This is a genomic window from Haliscomenobacter sp. (assembly GCF_041740695.1).
Classification (GTDB): Bacteria; Bacteroidota; Bacteroidia; order Chitinophagales; family Saprospiraceae; genus Haliscomenobacter.
The window spans coordinates 1-15,991 of record NZ_JBGSLK010000108.1; the positions used below are offsets into that span (position 1 = coordinate 1).

General features: G+C 45.9%; 12 protein-coding genes. 8 read left to right on the forward strand and 4 right to left on the reverse strand.

The window, feature by feature from the left end:
* Positions 1-103: 103 nt before the first annotated feature.
* Together ACEW9O_RS21195 and ACEW9O_RS21200 are read right to left on the reverse strand one after the other, a co-directional pair.
* Positions 104-736, reverse strand: coding sequence for a hypothetical protein (locus ACEW9O_RS21195; protein WP_373552203.1), 633 nt, complete (start codon positions 734-736; stop codon positions 104-106).
* 12 nt (positions 737-748) lie between these two features.
* Positions 749-4,108 carry a caspase family protein gene (locus ACEW9O_RS21200; protein ID WP_373552204.1) on the reverse strand — a complete coding sequence of 1,120 codons (3,360 nt, stop codon included), beginning with the start codon at positions 4,106-4,108 and terminating at the stop codon, positions 749-751.
* A 149-nt stretch (positions 4,109-4,257) separates the two neighbouring features.
* On the opposite strand from ACEW9O_RS21200, the gene ACEW9O_RS21205 reads away from it, so the two are divergent.
* Together ACEW9O_RS21205 and ACEW9O_RS21210 are read left to right on the forward strand one after the other, a co-directional pair.
* On the forward strand, positions 4,258-4,794 hold the full coding sequence (locus tag ACEW9O_RS21205; protein ID WP_373552205.1) for an RNA polymerase sigma factor: 537 nt from the start codon (positions 4,258-4,260) through the stop codon (positions 4,792-4,794).
* Between the two features lie 23 nt (positions 4,795-4,817).
* A complete protein-coding gene (locus ACEW9O_RS21210) occupies positions 4,818-6,146 on the forward strand; it encodes an outer membrane beta-barrel protein (protein WP_373552206.1) in 1,329 nt (442 codons plus the stop codon).
* Positions 6,147-6,148: 2 nt separating this feature from the next.
* Here ACEW9O_RS21210 and ACEW9O_RS21215 read toward each other — a convergent pair whose 3' ends face one another.
* On the reverse strand, positions 6,149-6,955 hold the full coding sequence (locus tag ACEW9O_RS21215) for an MOSC domain-containing protein (protein WP_373552207.1): 807 nt from the start codon (positions 6,953-6,955) through the stop codon (positions 6,149-6,151).
* Between the two features lie 108 nt (positions 6,956-7,063).
* On the opposite strand from ACEW9O_RS21215, the gene ACEW9O_RS21220 reads away from it, so the two are divergent.
* From ACEW9O_RS21220 to ACEW9O_RS21240, 5 genes are all read left to right on the forward strand, one after another.
* Positions 7,064-8,989, forward strand: a complete 1,926-nt coding sequence (locus tag ACEW9O_RS21220; protein WP_373552208.1) for a histidine kinase dimerization/phosphoacceptor domain -containing protein — start codon at positions 7,064-7,066, stop codon at positions 8,987-8,989.
* Positions 8,989-9,603 (forward strand): response regulator, encoded by a 615-nt coding sequence (locus tag ACEW9O_RS21225; protein WP_373552209.1) that lies wholly within the window; start codon positions 8,989-8,991, stop codon positions 9,601-9,603. Before ACEW9O_RS21220 ends, ACEW9O_RS21225 begins: the two co-directional genes overlap by 1 nt.
* 163 nt (positions 9,604-9,766) lie before the next feature.
* Positions 9,767-10,267 (forward strand): hypothetical protein, encoded by a 501-nt coding sequence (locus tag ACEW9O_RS21230; RefSeq protein ID WP_373552210.1) that lies wholly within the window; start codon positions 9,767-9,769, stop codon positions 10,265-10,267.
* A gap of 173 nt (positions 10,268-10,440) precedes the next feature.
* A complete protein-coding gene (locus tag ACEW9O_RS21235) occupies positions 10,441-11,019 on the forward strand; it encodes a DUF1415 domain-containing protein (RefSeq protein WP_373552211.1) in 579 nt (192 codons plus the stop codon).
* 31 nt (positions 11,020-11,050) lie between these two features.
* Entirely contained in the window at positions 11,051-12,352 is a 1,302-nt protein-coding gene (locus ACEW9O_RS21240) for a M1 family metallopeptidase (protein WP_373552212.1), read from the forward strand.
* Between the two features lie 53 nt (positions 12,353-12,405).
* On the opposite strand, the gene ACEW9O_RS21245 is transcribed toward ACEW9O_RS21240, so the two are convergent.
* Positions 12,406-13,731: a DEAD/DEAH box helicase gene (locus ACEW9O_RS21245; protein ID WP_373552213.1), complete on the reverse strand. Its 1,326-nt coding sequence runs from the start codon at positions 13,729-13,731 to the stop codon at positions 12,406-12,408.
* Positions 13,732-14,132: 401 nt separating this feature from the next.
* Between ACEW9O_RS21245 and hscA the strand changes: the two genes are divergently transcribed.
* Complete coding sequence (gene hscA / locus ACEW9O_RS21250) at positions 14,133-15,989, forward strand: Fe-S protein assembly chaperone HscA (RefSeq protein WP_373552214.1); 1,857 nt, start codon at positions 14,133-14,135, stop codon at positions 15,987-15,989.
* The last annotated feature ends 2 nt before the right edge of the window (positions 15,990-15,991 follow it).

Consider the following 15,991-nt stretch of genomic DNA (forward strand, 5'->3'; position numbering starts at 1 on the left):
AAAAAATACACTCCCCTTTTCATTCCAAATTTTTAAGCAAAAAAAATGTATAAAGCAGTTGAAAGGCTGCTGGTATACAGCTTTTCACTTTTCACTTTTCACTTTATTCCCCTCCTTCCACCAACTGCCTGCCCGCTTGAGTAAAGGCTTCCAGATCGGCTAAGAGCGACTTGGCCTGCTCGGCGATGTTGTGAAGTTCTTCTACGTTTTGGTTTAACTTTTGGCGAATACTGGAAGCGACCAGCACCATGTGGAAGTCGTTGCCCGATTCCAAAACGCTGGTCACTTTGTCGATGCTTTGGCCTGCTTCTTTATAGGTCACATCCCATTTTTTGCGCAATTCTGCGTTTTTACCCAACTCATCTTTGCGCAATTTTTCGTTGTTGATGCTGCTGCTCAACTGATCCAGGGTGCCAAAGTATTCATCTGAACTTTTCCCAACGCGTTCAAAATCGTTTTTCAATTTGTTGTACCTGGCCTGAATGCCCGTCCATTCTTTTTCGAAATCTTTGGACACTTCGGGCAAATCTGGGTTGGCTTGGGTCAAACTTTCTTCTGCTTCTTGCAGCGTTTCGACTACTTGTGAAGAGAGCTTAACCCGATTTTTTTCAAAAGACTCGATCGAGCTTTTTAAAACTTCGCCGTGTTTCAGCGCTTTTTTGGTTGTTTCCCAGCGGCAAGCCCCTAGGCTGAGCACCAGCAAAAGCAGGGTGCCAATCATTGTTTTACGAATCATCTTGAGATTGAATTATTTTTTTAACAGCTCCAAAATTTTGTTCAAACTATCTCCAACTGTGAAATAGTTCAGGTGATGGCATTTGGCATCGAAGAATAGGGGTGCAGGCTTGCGTTTGCTGGGTACCCGCTTGATGCTATTGACACCTACGGCAATGTCGTTTGGTTCTTTAAAAAAGATGGCTGCCACGTTTTTAAAAAGTTTGTTGACCAAACGTTTGGCTTGGTTGTCGGTCTCCAAAAACCAATCGAGGTGCCCAGCAACGACATAATACGGAATTTGGGGGTCCTTGCTCAATTCCAGATTTTTGAGGAAACGACCTTTGCTCTCGTAGTTCATTTGGTCCAGGCTGATGGTCAGGCTTTGGGAACCTTTCAAAATTCCCATGATGCTGGCGATGGCCGGAATGGCTAAACCAGCATTGACAGCCAAGGGTAAGAGCAGGAGGGCATTGTCGCGGTACTTGAGCGCATGAGATAAATTCGAACCTCCATTGGGCGTACCCGCCAGGATGAGTTTGGTTACGACGGTATTGCCACCGAGTTGTTCGATGTAACAACGTGAGACCAAACCACCCATGGAATGAGCCAGAATGGTGAATTTTTTGCCGAGCTTCCCTTTTTTATCGGCTTTGAGCCCCACGGCAATGAGCGCTTCTTTGAATTTACCCGCATTGGCCTCGATGGTCGAGTTGAGGTTTTCGTAGTCATAGGCGAGCACCAGATCTACCGTTTTGTTGCGCTGCGCCTGCGCCATACTCGCCGCCATTTCCTGGGTATTGCCGATGATGCCATGCATGACCAGCAGGATATTTTTGGCTTTTGCAACCTTTTCCTTCACCCCTGTATCGTGGTAAATGGGTTTTCCATTTCCGTATTCAATCCAGCAGAGTTTATTGAGGTTTTCGCGACCCAGGACTACTTTGTAAAAGCAGAGTTTGAGTGCGCGGAATACACTTCTGTTTTCCGCTTTTACGTCCGGGATGCTGCGGATGGCAATCTCAACTTTGCCGGAGGCATTGGCTTGTGCATCACCAACCGGGATAAAATCTTCGCCGTCAAAAGTGAGCGGAAGGATAAATTCGCCCTCTCCAAGCTTTTCATCGAGCTCAATGATGAGGGGATTATTCTCTAGATCCAGATCATTTTCCAGTTCGCTCAACTCCAGGGTGTCTGGTAAATTTGCATTTAAATCACGGCTAGTATAATCAAGGGAAAGTAGGTTGTTCCAACCTAATATTTGGGGCAAAGTGGCTACAGTATTCAAATCCCGCGTTGAATTACCCGCAGTGGATAGGGAAACTTTCGCCTTGAAGGTGTCGTGCCCTTTGATGGTAATTTTACCTCCAGCAAGTTTGGTTTCACTTTTGCCTACTTCTCCGGCTTGGGTGCTAAGTTTGAAGACAATTGTTTTGCTGAACCAATCGTTATCAGGGGCTTTTTTATCCTGGCCTTTTTTGACCAGATCGCGACCACCCGCTAAACTGTCAATACCCCGTCCTGATTTTTTCCAAAATTCTATTGTTTCTCCCAAACCTTCAAGGTCATCTTTTTCCAATAAAAATTCTTCGTTGATTTTAGTTGTGCTAATGATAAATTTAACCACTTCGATGCTTTCCTTTTTCCCTGGAGGAACGGCAAATTCCAAAAAGTCAGGCTGTATAAATTGACCTTGCGCTGGAATTTCATCGGCAGTGAGGTAATCACCATTCAAGGAAACCACGCCATAGTTGGGTGAAAAATACAAGGCTTTGCAAAACAGTGTGGCTCCGGTGGTATTTTTGAGCTCTAAATCCAAGGCCAAACGGTATTTGCCATTCTGATTTTTGCCCAATTGAACATTAACAACTTCCGTATTTGGATTGGCCGGGTCGGTAATCCCTTTGGTCAAAATTTGCCCGGTGTCGGTATTCTTAGCGGTAATCTGAAAAGCATTGCGATTGAATTGGGTGCTGCGGTTGTCCAATAACAAGTTTTGCTCCCATTTGGCAATGCCATCCAGGATTTCCAGGGCCAATTCAAACACTGGATCGTCGTCGTCCCCAGCAATCCTTTTAATCAAGGTGTTGCTTTCCTGGTTGTAAATTTCCAACACATCCTGATCCAGATCCACTCTATATTTGCCACCTACTTTTCCTTCTACGAATTCAAAATAGGGAGACAAGCGGCTTTTGCCCATTTTTTGTTGAACACTCAAGTAGGCCTGGTAACGCTTTTTCCCTTTTTCGGTGGCTTTAAGAGCGATCGTATAGGGGATACTGGGCAAGCTCAGCAACTTTGCTTCGTAGCTGCTGTTCATATCTAGGCTCAAACCATTGCTCAAAACCACGGTACTATCCTGAAAACCAACCCCGCTGGTACTGGCTCTCCCTAGTGACTTACCCGTTTTTTGCTCCACAATCTCAAACTCGGCAACTTTATTCAACTCGGTAGAAAGCCCGTGTACCGCGCCGCAGTTGATGTTCCAGGCATTTTTATCATTGGCGCTGAGCAGGTATACCGAGCGTTGGCCCAGGTCTTTGGCAGAGCCCAAATTCAAAAACTTTTGCCAGGGGTCAAAACCAGCGATTGGTTCAAACTGAGGGTGTTGTTTTTCAACCGAACGAAACATCGAAGCCTGACAACGGGTGTACAAATCGGCATAACTGACGCTGGGATCGTTTTCGAGGACCTTCAACAAGTTGTAAGAAAACATTCCGCGCTGGTTCTTCAGCTCAAACGCTTTCTCTTGCCGATCACATGCCGACATCATGAGGTGGCTAGCCAGTGGCAATTCGTTGGGGCGAGGCCCTTTTGGGAAGTTTTTGACGAAATACCCATCCAGATAAGTGGAGTAGGGGCGGGTTTCGGTGCGTTCTGGGAAAAAGAATTGTCGGGCCTTGCCCAAGCTTACATCATCAATGGCGCGTGAAATGGTGCCGGAATGGCAACAGTCGAAAATAGTGACGAGGTGTGCGCCCTGTTGCTGGACTCGTTGCAAAAGAATCCGGATCTCCTTGTCAGACAGACAATACTTTCCACTCAAGCCACTGTCGTAACACACAATGCCTTCGTGTACACCCGTAGGATCGATCCATTCAAATTCCGGTGCCGCTTTCTCTTGGGTGCCGTGGCCACTGTAATAAAGGAGTACTACATCACCTTTTACCGCTTTGGCGAGATGATCTGGTCCCAGATACTTGCAAATGTTCTGATAAGTAGCATCCTGATTGATCAAGGTAAGGCTCGGCGCGAGGTCAAAGGCTTTGGCATAAGTACTCGATAAATAGTCTTTCATCGCCGCCACATCGTTGCGGCACCCATCCAAAGGGGTGATTTTTGAATCTGGATGATAGGTGTCGATGCCAATAAAAAGGGAATATAGCTTGTTCATACAATGTATTGGTTCATAGAGTCAGTTGCTTAGGATAACGAAAAGTACTAATTTTAAATTTTTGGTGAACAATATTTCATAAAATTAAAGCAGCTAGGCAACGCTTTTTACCCCAGACTTGTACTAGGATAAAACATTCGAGCACTCATATGGAGAACCGTGACATGGCTGATGTACTGGAGGGTTGCCGACGCAAAGATCGTGCAGCCCAAAAGGAACTGTACCGGCAGTTTTACGGTTACGCCATGTCAATTTGTTTGCGTTATTGCGACAACGAGGATGAAGCCATTGAGGTAGCCAATGATGCATTTTTAAAGGTTTTTCTCAACATCAAAAGTTACAATCCTCAATTGCCTTTTAAACCGTGGTTTCGGCGAATTCTGATCAATACGGCGATCAATCACATCAAGCAGAAACAGAAACTCAAAATCGGCACACTGATGGACACTGAATACAACATTCCTGATACCGAAGAAATCCTGGCCAGATTGGGCTTTCAGGAATTGATGAAATTGGTGCGGTCGCTTTCCACGGCTTACCGCACGGTGTTTAACTTGTATGTATTGGATGGCTTTACCCACGAGGAAATTTCACAACAACTGGGGATTTCGGTGGGCACCTCCAAATCCAATTTATCCAAAGCACGCGAGCGTTTGCGGCAAATGATCTTGCAACAAATGCAATAGATTAGGAGTAGACTTTTATTGCCATGAAGGATTTTGTAGATGATTTGTACAGGCGGGCTTCAGAAGATCCAGACATCCCCTTCAACGAAGAGGCTTGGGACCGGATGGATCAAAAATTGGACTACGCAGCGCGGAAGCGGCGGCGTGGTCTGTTGTGGTTGTTCTTCTTCTTATTCGTTTCCCTTGGGGCTGGTCTTCTTTGGGGCATTCAGGGTACGGACATTCCCGAACAAAAAATTAAAAAAGAAAAATACACTGGCCCTGTTGCTGGAAATGCGCAGCCTGAGCAAAAAAATAAGACCAGATCTGGGCATGAGTCAAACTTGAATACAGCTGGACAAACCCAGGCCAGTGAATCCAGCGCGGATATTGCCGCAACTAAAGATCCGAAGGAAAAAGAAAATGTGAAGCAAACAGATTATTCACTCAAAACAAAACCACGCTTATTTACATCGGAACAGCAGGGTTCTCTCAAGCATTCCAAACCATTGGCTAGAAATAAGCCAAAGTTAGAAGCCCCAATCAATCAGAACACGCCTAAATTTGTAGAGGACCTTGCTGTTGTTTCACCTCCAGTAGAAGGAAATTTTACAAAAGTGGACACTGTTTTAAAAGACATAGAAGTTGAGTCTGCTTGGTTTGGATTAGAAGCTTTGCCAGGAGCTTTGGCATTGAGCCAGTTAGTTCTGAATCGACTCCCAGAGCCTATGATTATTGGTTGCACAATGACAATTCCCCCAGTTGCAAAAATTAAAACCTGGGGCCTCGGCCTCAGCGCTGGTCCCGATTTGGCTTCCGTAAATGCGGATGGCAGCACTGCTTACGGTTTAAATGCTGGATTGGCCTTTGATTACCGCATTGGCAGGCGTTGGGTGTTCCAGGCATCCGGGCAATATTTGCTTAAAAATTACATCGCTGATCAGCGGGAATACGTTGCTCCTTCTGGTTTTTGGCCTACCCGTTCTTACCCGAGCTCTACGGAAGGTACTTGCGATATGTTGCAGTGGAGTGTGGATTTGCGCTACAATTGGTTGGCCAAGCCGAAGTTCAAAAGTTTTATCTCTCTTGGATCTTCCTCCTGGACGATCTTGAAAGAAAAATATGAGTTTTATTATGCCAAAGACTATCCTGGCTTGATCTATGATTGGTCGAGTGGGCAGAACAAAAATTATTGGCTATCCATGGCTCAAATGGGTATTGGCATTGAAAAAACGATCCGACCGGGCTTGAGTTTGCAGCTCAACTGGTTTGCACAAATGCCGTTACAGGGCGTGGGCAATGGAAAAGTGGAGATTTACTCCAGCGGCCTGGGCTTTATGGTGCACAAACAAATGGGGAGATTGAAAAAATAGGTTTAAAGCACCACCAATTCATCCCCCACACGAATCATACCCGTCCCCAAAGTAATCAAATTCATGCCAAACAATACTTTATTCCCCTGTGTACGGTAAGTTGCCAGCGTTTTAAGTGGGTCTCCGCCCGTATGCCGCAGGCCAGTATCCTGATCCGTAGTCGTCAAAATACAGCGGCCACAAGGTTTGATCCCCCGAAAAGATATACCGCCGATCAATAGCTCACTCCAGGTGTCTTCTTGATATGGCGCGCCACCCGCAAACACAATATTGGGCCGAAAACGATTCATCGGCACGGGTTCGGCCAGGCGTTGATTCAGATCTGCCAGCGAGGTTTCACCCAGCAGCAAATAAGGATAAGCGTCGGCAAAGCTTACATTCATTGGCATTTGTACCCGCTCGGGCTCAACCTGCCTTGGCGAATCATCAGGAAGGTAAACCAAACGAATTTTCGACTCCAACGCTTTGCTCAACCAGGCATCAGCGGCATCGTCCAGTGCCAATGCGTCGCAAAAGTCGTCCCAAATTTGCACCGTAAAACGTTCACTGGAATTGGCCTGAAGAGGTACCTGGAGCATGCCTAGCTCTGGTTTGGTCCGATGGCGAATCAATAGGTATTCAGTAGTGATTTCCGTTTGCAGCAAAGCCAATGCACCCACTTCCCGCTGGGTGAGGAACCGATTGTTTTCATTGATCAAAAGCCAGCGACGATCGTGCTGAAAGCCCCGTTCGGTAACCAGCGCTTCTTGAACGGCAATGCCTGCAAGGGATTTGACCGGGTAAATATGGAGTTGGGTGAGGTTGAACATATGGGCTTAAATGATTTTGAAGCGCCAAAGATATGGATTTGCCCGATCAACATTCCGAATAAACATCAAAATTGTATCTTGCACTAGTCTTCCAAAACTACTATGTGAATGCGTACCCAAAAACTAATGATTGCCTTGTTGTTTTGCCTCGGGAGCATAGTGGCCAGTTTTGGCCAAATGACCTTCGATGGTTTATTACAGGCAAGCCACAATACCTCAAACGACACCTTGCGTATCAATGCCTACAATGATTTGGCCCGAATGCATATTCCCGATTCGTTGGGATTGGCTGAAAACTGGGCAAATCGAGCATACACTCAGGCTCAAAAAATCAATTACACCAAAGGCCTCATTTATGCGACCAAAAACAAAGGTTTAATTGCCGACTATCGCGGCGAGTTGAGCAAAGCGATCGACTATTATGATGCAGGGATCAAAGTATGTGCTCAATCTACAAAATGGGCCAAAGAACGGATTGATTTTATAGCCAACAAAGGAGTCGCTTATTACTTTGCTGGAGACCTGGGGAAAGCCATTCAATTTTATAGCGAAGCGGAAAAAGCATTGTCAAAAGACCAAAAGAATCCCACATACGCCAAAGTAATCAACAATCTAGCAACCGTTTACCGCAATCTGAAAAAGTACCCTGAGGCCATTCGGATGTACAAAAAATCACTTTTTATCAAAAAACAAACCGCGGATAGCATCGGCATCGCGAATACCTTGAACAACATCGGCCTTTGTTATGCCTACCAGAATGTACCCCGGGAAAGTGTCAAGTATTTGACCCAGGCTCAAAAAGTCTACCGTGCCTTGGGACAAACCTCAGACTTGTTGAGTGTTAATGTTTCTCTCGCTGTTGCCTTCAACGAATTAGGGCAATTGGCTAAAGCAAAACAGTTGCTGAAAAAATCCATCACTTTGCCCTACTTGAAACTACCTATTCACGACCTGACACAGGCTAAATTGTTGTATGTGAAAATTCTGTATGGGGACAAGGAATACCAACAAGCGCAGGCAGTTTTGCAAGAAATTGAACCAGAAATCCTTAAAACCAATTTCCTCAAAACCAAGGTCACGTACCATGAATGGAAGGCTTATGTGCTGCATGCTTTGCAACAAAAAGACGCAGCTTACCAGGCATTGATCCAGCACAAATTGTACTTGGATACGCTGAATACGGAAGTAAAACTGAGTTTGGAAAAAGACATGGAGGCCAAGTACCTCAACCAGGAGAAGGAAGCCCAAATTCAAATCCAGAAATTGCAAATTCTAAAAAACAAACGGGAAAGACTCGTTTTCGTTTTTGCCTTGCTGGCACTCTTGCTCATTTTGGGCTTTGCTTATCGCTTATCTGCACAACGCAAAAAAGCCAATCAATTATTGGGTAAAAAAAACAAACAAATTCAAGAGGCTCTGGAAGACAAAGAAACCTTGCTGAAAGAAATTCACCATCGGGTAAAAAACAACCTGCAAATTATTTCCTCCTTGTTGAGTTTGCAATCGCGGCGCATTGAGGATCCCAAAGTTTTGGAAGCCATTCAAGACGGCCAGAATCGGGTGCACTCGATGGCTTTGATCCACGAAAACCTTTATCAGGATGAAAACCTGGTCAAAGTGGATGCCCAGCTTTACATTGACCAATTGATTGAAAACCTGATCCGCAGTTACAACGTTAATCCCAAGGGGGTTACTTTTACCAAAAACATTGATCATTTGACCCTCGATGTGGATACTCTCATCCCTTTGGGTTTAATTTTGAATGAGCTGATCAGCAATACCCTGAAATACGCTTTTGAACCAAATAAATCGGGCCAGGTCAGCCTAAGCCTGAAACAACAAGAAGAGGGTCTTTTGCTCAATGTTTCAGACAACGGCCAGGGTTTTCCGCCAAATTTTAATACCCAAAATTTAAAAAGTCTAGGTTTTCGGCTCATCAATTCTTTCACCAAAAAACTCAATGGTGTACTGAAAACCTGGAATGAGCAGGGCGCGCACGTAGAAATATTCATCCCACACTCAAAATTGAGCTGATGGCAAATATTCAAGTCCTCATTGTAGAAGACGAACCATTGATCGCCGAAGACATTTGCGAATACTTGAGCAATGTTGATTATACCGTTTTAGACATTGCTTACAACAAAGCCCAGGCTTTGAAGGCATTGGAACAGCAAAGCCCAGATATGATCATTCTGGACATCAACTTGGGTGGCAATCTTGATGGCATTGAAATCGCGCACCTGATCAATCAAAAATACCAACTGCCTTTCATTTTTTTGACTTCATACTCCCACAAAAGCATCCTCGACCAGGCTAAAGTTACTCGCCCGTTGGGTTATATCTTAAAACCTTTTACGGAAAAAGACCTCTTTTCCAGCATCGAAATCGCGCTGTACAATTTTTCTCAACATGCTCAACCACACAATTTAAATCTGGAACGGATCAACCAGGTATTGCTTTCTCCACTCACCGAAAAAGAATTTCAGGCACTCCAGGATATTTACCTGGGCCTTACCAATAAACAAATGGCTGAAAAGCATTTTGTTACCGTGAACACCATCAAGACCCACCTCCAAAATCTTTACGACAAACTCAGCGTGGGATCGCGTTCGGAAGCGATGGCAAAACTCCGGGAACTGACTAACTAAGCTAGGCCCAAAATCATCCTTTTGGGTGAAGGAACTGAAAATTATTCCCGCTAATTTTGGTTCCAGTATTTATAGCCCAACGATGGGCAACCCATAAACCACCATTCCGATGAAAAAAAGCACTTTTTTTGTACTTGTCTGCATGCTTTCAAGCTTACACCTTATGGCCCAGAAAGAGCAAGAGCCCATTTGGTTGACCCTCAAACCCAATGAAGCTTTCAGTGTAAAAGGAAACCTGAAGGATGGCAAGATTATGCCTGACCTCTCCTGGGCCTGGAATAGCGCTGTAGCTTGTTTTCCACAAACTCAGGCGCAAAAATTCACTGGTAATCATGTGCTGTATGCCCTGGACCTGCCCAATTTTTCGGAAATGGAAATTTGGCTGGTCCCTACAGACGAACAGGCCAATTTCAGCATTTACGCTTACGAAGTGGGCAAAGTTGCGAACAACAACACTGTACCTAATCTGAGTTCCTGCATTCGTTGTGAAGCAGAGCACAAGTGGGACTACAAAAAACGGGGCCAAACCCAGGATCACACCCGCAGAATCAAAGACATTTTGGCCATCAACAATCCTTATCAGGTCATCATTGGAGTGGTAGGGGCCAATGGGCTACAAGAAGGCGACTTCACCTTACATTTAAAAATCAATAAGTCCAAATAAAGCATATTCGTTATAGCGCTTGGCAAAGAGGAACAATTGCCGAATGCCAAGCGCTATAAGGACTAATTCAGTGTAAATCAATAATATCCTTACCATAGTTATTATCCCTGCCAAAAAAAGCCCACCTTCGCCATGTATTTATTCAATCGATCACTTCTGTTCAATCGATCTACATGGCAAAAACATCCCCATCCAAAAAAGAGCTTCCTAGTGATGAAATCATTGTTAGCCAAACCCAGGCCTGGATCAAAAGAGTTATCATTGGCTGTAATTTTTGTCCTTTTGCACAACGTGAAGTCCAAAGGGGGAGTATCCGTTATGTAGTTGTTCACACGGAGGACATGGACGTTTGTTTGGAGACCATGTTTGCCGAATGTGGCCTGTTGGACGAAGACGAAAGCATCGAAACCACCCTGGTGATTTTTCCTCAGGCTTTTAATGATTTTAAAGACTATTTGCTCCTCATCGAAAATTGTGAAGACATGCTCCTGGACAATGACTACGAAGGCATTTATCAGGTGGCAAGTTTTCATCCAGATTATCAGTTCGCCGACGCGCCTGCCGATGACCCCGCCAATTATACCAATCGTTCCTTGTATCCTATGCTGCATTTGCTGCGCGAGTCGAGCCTGGATCGGGCGCTGGCCAATTATCCCGATCCTGAAAACATTCCCCAACGCAACATCGAATATGCCCATAAGATGGGCCTCCAACAGATGAAATTGCTCCGGGATACTTGTTGGGATGTGTGAATAGCTGTATCATTACCTGCAAAAGAATAGTATGTTGATTCGGCTGATCCTCGCATTTCTGCTGCTTACGAACTACAGTTTTGCCCAAAGCAAACCAATTCCAACTGTATTGGATGTGTTGAGTTACAAACTGATCCTCGAACCCGATCTGCTTCAAAAAACGCTAAAGGGGGAAATGATGGTTCGTTTTGTAAAAAATGGACCCTCTAATGAAGTGGCTTTGGACTGTGGGAGTTTGGCTATCGATGACGTCAAATGCGCGGAACTGATCAGCTACCGCAAAGAAAACCAAAAGCTCATCCTAAAGTTGGACAAAATGGTCGAATCCAACTACCTGATGGCCATTAAGTACCACGGTTCGCCGCGCCAGGGCATCCAATTTTTCCCGGAAATCCAGCAAGTTTACTCCGTTTTTAGCACCTCGGAATGGATGCCTTGCAACAATGCCCTCAGCGACCGCGCCAGTATACAAATCAGTCTGGTGATACCCGATTCCCTGACTGGCATTGGCAATGGCCGACTGGTGGAGAAATTAAAACTGGACAAAGGTAAGATGAGTTTGACCTGGGTACACGACAATCCCATTCCGGCGTATATTTTTGGTTTTGCCATCGGGAAATTCCAGACTTACGACCAACATTCCGGCGGGGCCACATTTCAATGTTTTTCACAAGACCACAGCCCGGCTGAGATGGCTTTGATTTTTAAAGACAACGCCAATATGTTACGTTTTTTTGAAGCAAAATCAGGCGTAAAATATCCCCTTCAACAATACAATCAGGTTTTGGGGAAAGCTGAAATTTCTCAAGAAATGGCTGGATTTGCCGTCATTCGCAATACTTACGGGCTACAAGTTTTACAAGATTCTACTCAAATCAACCTGGGTGCCCACGAGTTGGCGCATCAATGGTGGGGTAATGGAGTGACTTGTGTCAGTTGGAATCACTTTTGGCTCAATGAAGGTTTTGCGGTGTTTATGTCTTCCGCTTTTAAAGAGCAACGTTTTGGCCGATCCAGCTACCTCAAGGACATAGAAGAGTACCGACAAAGTTATCAAAAGGTAAAAGACAAGGGTTTGGACAAACCCCTGGTGTTCCCCAATTGGAACAACCCCTCAGCCGATGATCGAACGCTGGTGTATTACAAAGGTGCTTATGTGCTTCACCTATTGCGCGAAGAATTGGGTGAAGAGCCTTTTTGGCAGGGCATTCAGGAATACACCCAGGCCCATTACGGCAAAGCAGTAAGCACGCAGGATTTCCAAAAAGCCATGGAAAAAGCGACGCAGAAAGACCTGCAAGCCTTTTTTAAACAATGGTGTTATGGGAAATAATCGAAGTTTACTAAACTTTAAAAGTTTAGTAAACGTAACCCCCATTCGCATTACTAACGCACTACTTCAATTTTGTACTTGTCACCTTTCATTTTTTCGCCCTGAATTTTTTTCAATACCGCCTGAACCTGGTCTTTTTTTACGGCTACAAAAGACATGTGGTCCAACAACTCGATTTTTCCCAAATCTTCTTTTTGCAGCTCTCCCTTTTTGGATAAAAAGCCAACAATATCGGTTTTGCTGAGTTTGTCTTTTTTTCCTCCACTGATGTACAAAGTGACCCAAGCAGGCGGCTCCGGCAATGCAATTCCGGTGGGGATGTCAAAAACCTCGGGTATTCCGGGCAGGTAATCGGGGAGTGGTTCTTCCGCATACAAAATAACAAAGGCGGTACCTTCGGCGTGCATTCGGGCCGTCCGGCCATTGCGGTGTACAAAATCGGTTCCTTTACTCGGCAATTCAAAATGAATGACGTTTTTCACTTCAGGAATGTCCAGGCCCCGTGCCGCCAAATCAGAAGCGACCAATATGGAAATGCTGCCATTGCGGAATTGCACCAGCGTTTTTTCGCGGGCCAACTGATCCAGGCCGCCGTGGAAAAAAGAACTTTGTAAACCCTTTTCTTGCAACAACTCCACACAACGTTCGGTGGCTTCGCGCTGGTTGCAAAAAACCAGGGTTTGTTCACTACCCAGGGAAGAAAGCAGGGTAAAGAGCGTTTCCAGCTTGTCTTCACCAGGAGCCATCACCGCCTTCATTTGTAGGCCATCAGTTGATTTTTCTTCGACTTGGGTGAAATCCAACACTTTGGGTGCCACAATTCCGGTAAACTTAGGGATGTGCTGCTTGCGACTAGCCGATACCAGGATGCGTTTGTCTATCTTCGGCAGACCCGCCACAATCTGCTCCATTTGTTCCTGAAAACCCATGGACAAAGACTTGTCGAATTCGTCCAGTACCAGCACCCGCAAGTTTCGCGGATCAAAGGATTTGCGGGTCAAATGTTCGATGATGCGCCCTGGCGTGCCAATCAATAGGGCAGGGGGCTGACTCAGGTTGCGGATTTCGGTTTGCATGGGGTGCCCGCCGTAGCAGGTATTGACCTTAAAACCAGTAGCCATTTTTTGCCAAACCCGTTCAATTTGGATGGCCAATTCGCGGGTAGGGGATATGATGAGGCATTGTACACCTGCTTGGTCGCTTTGCAACAAACTTAAAATGGGCAACAAAAAAGCCAGGGTTTTACCAGACCCGGTGGGTGCCAATAACATCAGGTTGGGTTCCTGGGGAATGTGCAGCAGGGCTTTTTCCTGCATTTCGTTGAGCGCGTTGATGCCAAGTTTGTGGAGCACGGCATCCAGTGATACATTGTTTTGCATGGCGGCAAAGATACTGTTTTCGAGTAGAAACCGCCAAATGTTTGCAGCCCACCTTCGGTGGAGTGTTTTTAATGCAGCCACAAATGGCACAAATTTTCACAAATCAGGTCACAAACTTCGTTTGTTCCACCACGATTTTATTATCACAAAGTTGAAAAAAGAGGACACAAAGTGCACAAAGAGTCATCAATGTCTAACTTTGTGCACTTTGTGTCCTCTTTTTTCAACTTTGTGATAATCAATAAGTCGCTTTGGCTGTACTGATTTGTGAAAATTTGTGTCATTTGTGGCTAAAAATTTGTTGTTGCGCATCGCCGAAGGCGAGGTGCTCAAACATTCCCCTTCGCAATGCTGTTTCAATTCCATACTTTTGCGACGCTTAAAAATAGGACTATAACTTTATGGCAAAATTTGCAATCGACCTCAAGTCGGGTGACATCAAAAACGAGGCCGAACTGATCGTCGGAATTGACCTTGGAACGACCAATAGTTTGGTCGCCTATATAAAAAATGGCCAGGCCGAGGCCGTAAAAGGCAAAAATGGGAAAAGCACCCTGGTGCCATCGGTGGTGCATTTCAGCCCCGAAGGCAAAATTGTGGTAGGAGATGCGGCCAAAGAAAAACTCATCAGCGACCCGGAGAACACCATTTATTCGGTGAAACGTCTGATGGGAAAATCCTACGGCGATGTGCAAGGGGTACAGCAATATTTTGGTTACCAGATCATCGACAACGACACCGAGAGTTTGGTCAAAATTCGGGTAAAGGACAAGTTTTATACCCCGATCGAACTGTCGGCGGAAATCCTCAAAGCCCTCAAAAACCGCATCGAAGAAGAGTTGGATCGGGTGGTGAGCAAAGCCGTCATTACGGTGCCCGCCTACTTCAACGATTCCCAGCGCCAGGCCACCCGTGATGCGGGAAAACTGGCCGGATTGGACGTATTGCGCATCGTTAACGAACCTACAGCGGCAAGTTTGGCCTACGGCATTGGTTTGGATCAAAGTGAAAGCCATACCATTGCGGTATACGACCTGGGTGGCGGCACCTTTGACATTTCCATTTTGCGCATCCAGGACGGGGTTTTTGAAGTGTTGGCGACCAATGGCGACACCTTTTTGGGCGGTGATGATTTCGACCGGGCCATTGTCGATTATTGGACTGCCGAAAATAAGTTGGACAGCACCCAGATCAATGCGGACAAAGAACTGAGTCAAGCCCTGCGCCTGCAAGCGGAAAAGGCGAAAAAAGCATTGAGTTCTGAATCCGAATACAGGGGCGAAGTCAATACCATCAGCTGCCAGATTACCCGGGAGCAATTTGATGAACTGATTCAACCCCTGGTTGATCGTACGATTGCTTGCTGCCAAAATGCCTTGAAAGACGCCCAGGTGCAATTGGCGGACATCGATCGGGTGATCATGGTGGGCGGCTCAACCCGGGTGCCTTTGGTACGTGAATCGGTGGGGCAGACCTTTGGTCAGGAAGTGTATGACAAAGTCAACCCGGATGAAGTAGTGGCTTTGGGTGCAGCCATTCAAGCAGACATATTGGCGGGCAACCAGAAGGACATCCTTTTGCTGGATGTGACGCCACTATCGTTGGGTATCGAAACGGTAGGAGGTTTGATGGACATCATTTTGCCCCGCAACTCTAAAATTCCAACCCGCGTGGGGCGGCGTTACACCACCTCGGTGGATGGGCAGCGCAACCTCAAAATTGCGGTCTACCAAGGCGAACGCGACCTGATCCAACACAACCGCAAACTAGGTGAATTTATCCTGAAGGGAATTCCTCCGATGCCTGCTGGTTTGCCTAAAGTAGAAATCCAGTTCATCCTGAATGCCGATGGCATCCTGAAAGTAAAAGCGGAAGAGCTGCGCTCAAACGTAGAACAAGAGATCGAAGTCAAACCGACCTACGGCATCAGTGAAGAAGAAATGGCGCTGATGCTCATCGATTCCATTCAAAACGCAGCCGATGACATGACTGTCCGGGCGCTGCTCGAAGCCCGCAACGAGGCCAACAACATTGTGCTCAGTGCCGAACGTTTCCTGGGGCAAAATCAGGAAATCCTCAACGAAGAAGAAATTGCAACCACCCGTTCCTTGACGCAGGCCCTACGCGATGCTGTGGCCGGAACGGATAAAGACGCCATCAACCAGGCGATGGAAACACTCAATACCTATACTGCTCCGCTGGCGCATCGTGCGATGGATTTTGCACTTTTGGAAGCGATGAAGGGCAAACAGATTTAAAC

What these genes read in the sequence shown, in the direction of transcription:
- ACEW9O_RS21195 (WP_373552203.1), bottom strand. Translation starts at nt 736, where the DNA reads ATGATTCGTAAAACAATGATTGGCACCCTGCTTTTGCTGGTGCTCAGC.
- ACEW9O_RS21215 (WP_373552207.1), bottom strand. Translation starts at nt 6,955, where the DNA reads ATGTTCAACCTCACCCAACTCCATATTTACCCGGTCAAATCCCTTGCA.
- hscA (WP_373552214.1), top strand. Translation starts at nt 14,133, where the DNA reads ATGGCAAAATTTGCAATCGACCTCAAGTCGGGTGACATCAAAAACGAG.
- ACEW9O_RS21205 (WP_373552205.1), top strand. Translation starts at nt 4,258, where the DNA reads ATGGAGAACCGTGACATGGCTGATGTACTGGAGGGTTGCCGACGCAAA.
- ACEW9O_RS21230 (WP_373552210.1), top strand. Translation starts at nt 9,767, where the DNA reads ATGGCCCAGAAAGAGCAAGAGCCCATTTGGTTGACCCTCAAACCCAAT.
- ACEW9O_RS21220 (WP_373552208.1), top strand. Translation starts at nt 7,064, where the DNA reads ATGCGTACCCAAAAACTAATGATTGCCTTGTTGTTTTGCCTCGGGAGC.
- ACEW9O_RS21225 (WP_373552209.1), top strand. Translation starts at nt 8,989, where the DNA reads ATGGCAAATATTCAAGTCCTCATTGTAGAAGACGAACCATTGATCGCC.
- ACEW9O_RS21210 (WP_373552206.1), top strand. Translation starts at nt 4,818, where the DNA reads ATGAAGGATTTTGTAGATGATTTGTACAGGCGGGCTTCAGAAGATCCA.
- ACEW9O_RS21235 (WP_373552211.1), top strand. Translation starts at nt 10,441, where the DNA reads ATGGCAAAAACATCCCCATCCAAAAAAGAGCTTCCTAGTGATGAAATC.
- ACEW9O_RS21200 (WP_373552204.1), bottom strand. Translation starts at nt 4,108, where the DNA reads ATGAACAAGCTATATTCCCTTTTTATTGGCATCGACACCTATCATCCA.
- ACEW9O_RS21240 (WP_373552212.1), top strand. Translation starts at nt 11,051, where the DNA reads ATGTTGATTCGGCTGATCCTCGCATTTCTGCTGCTTACGAACTACAGT.
- ACEW9O_RS21245 (WP_373552213.1), bottom strand. Translation starts at nt 13,731, where the DNA reads ATGCAAAACAATGTATCACTGGATGCCGTGCTCCACAAACTTGGCATC.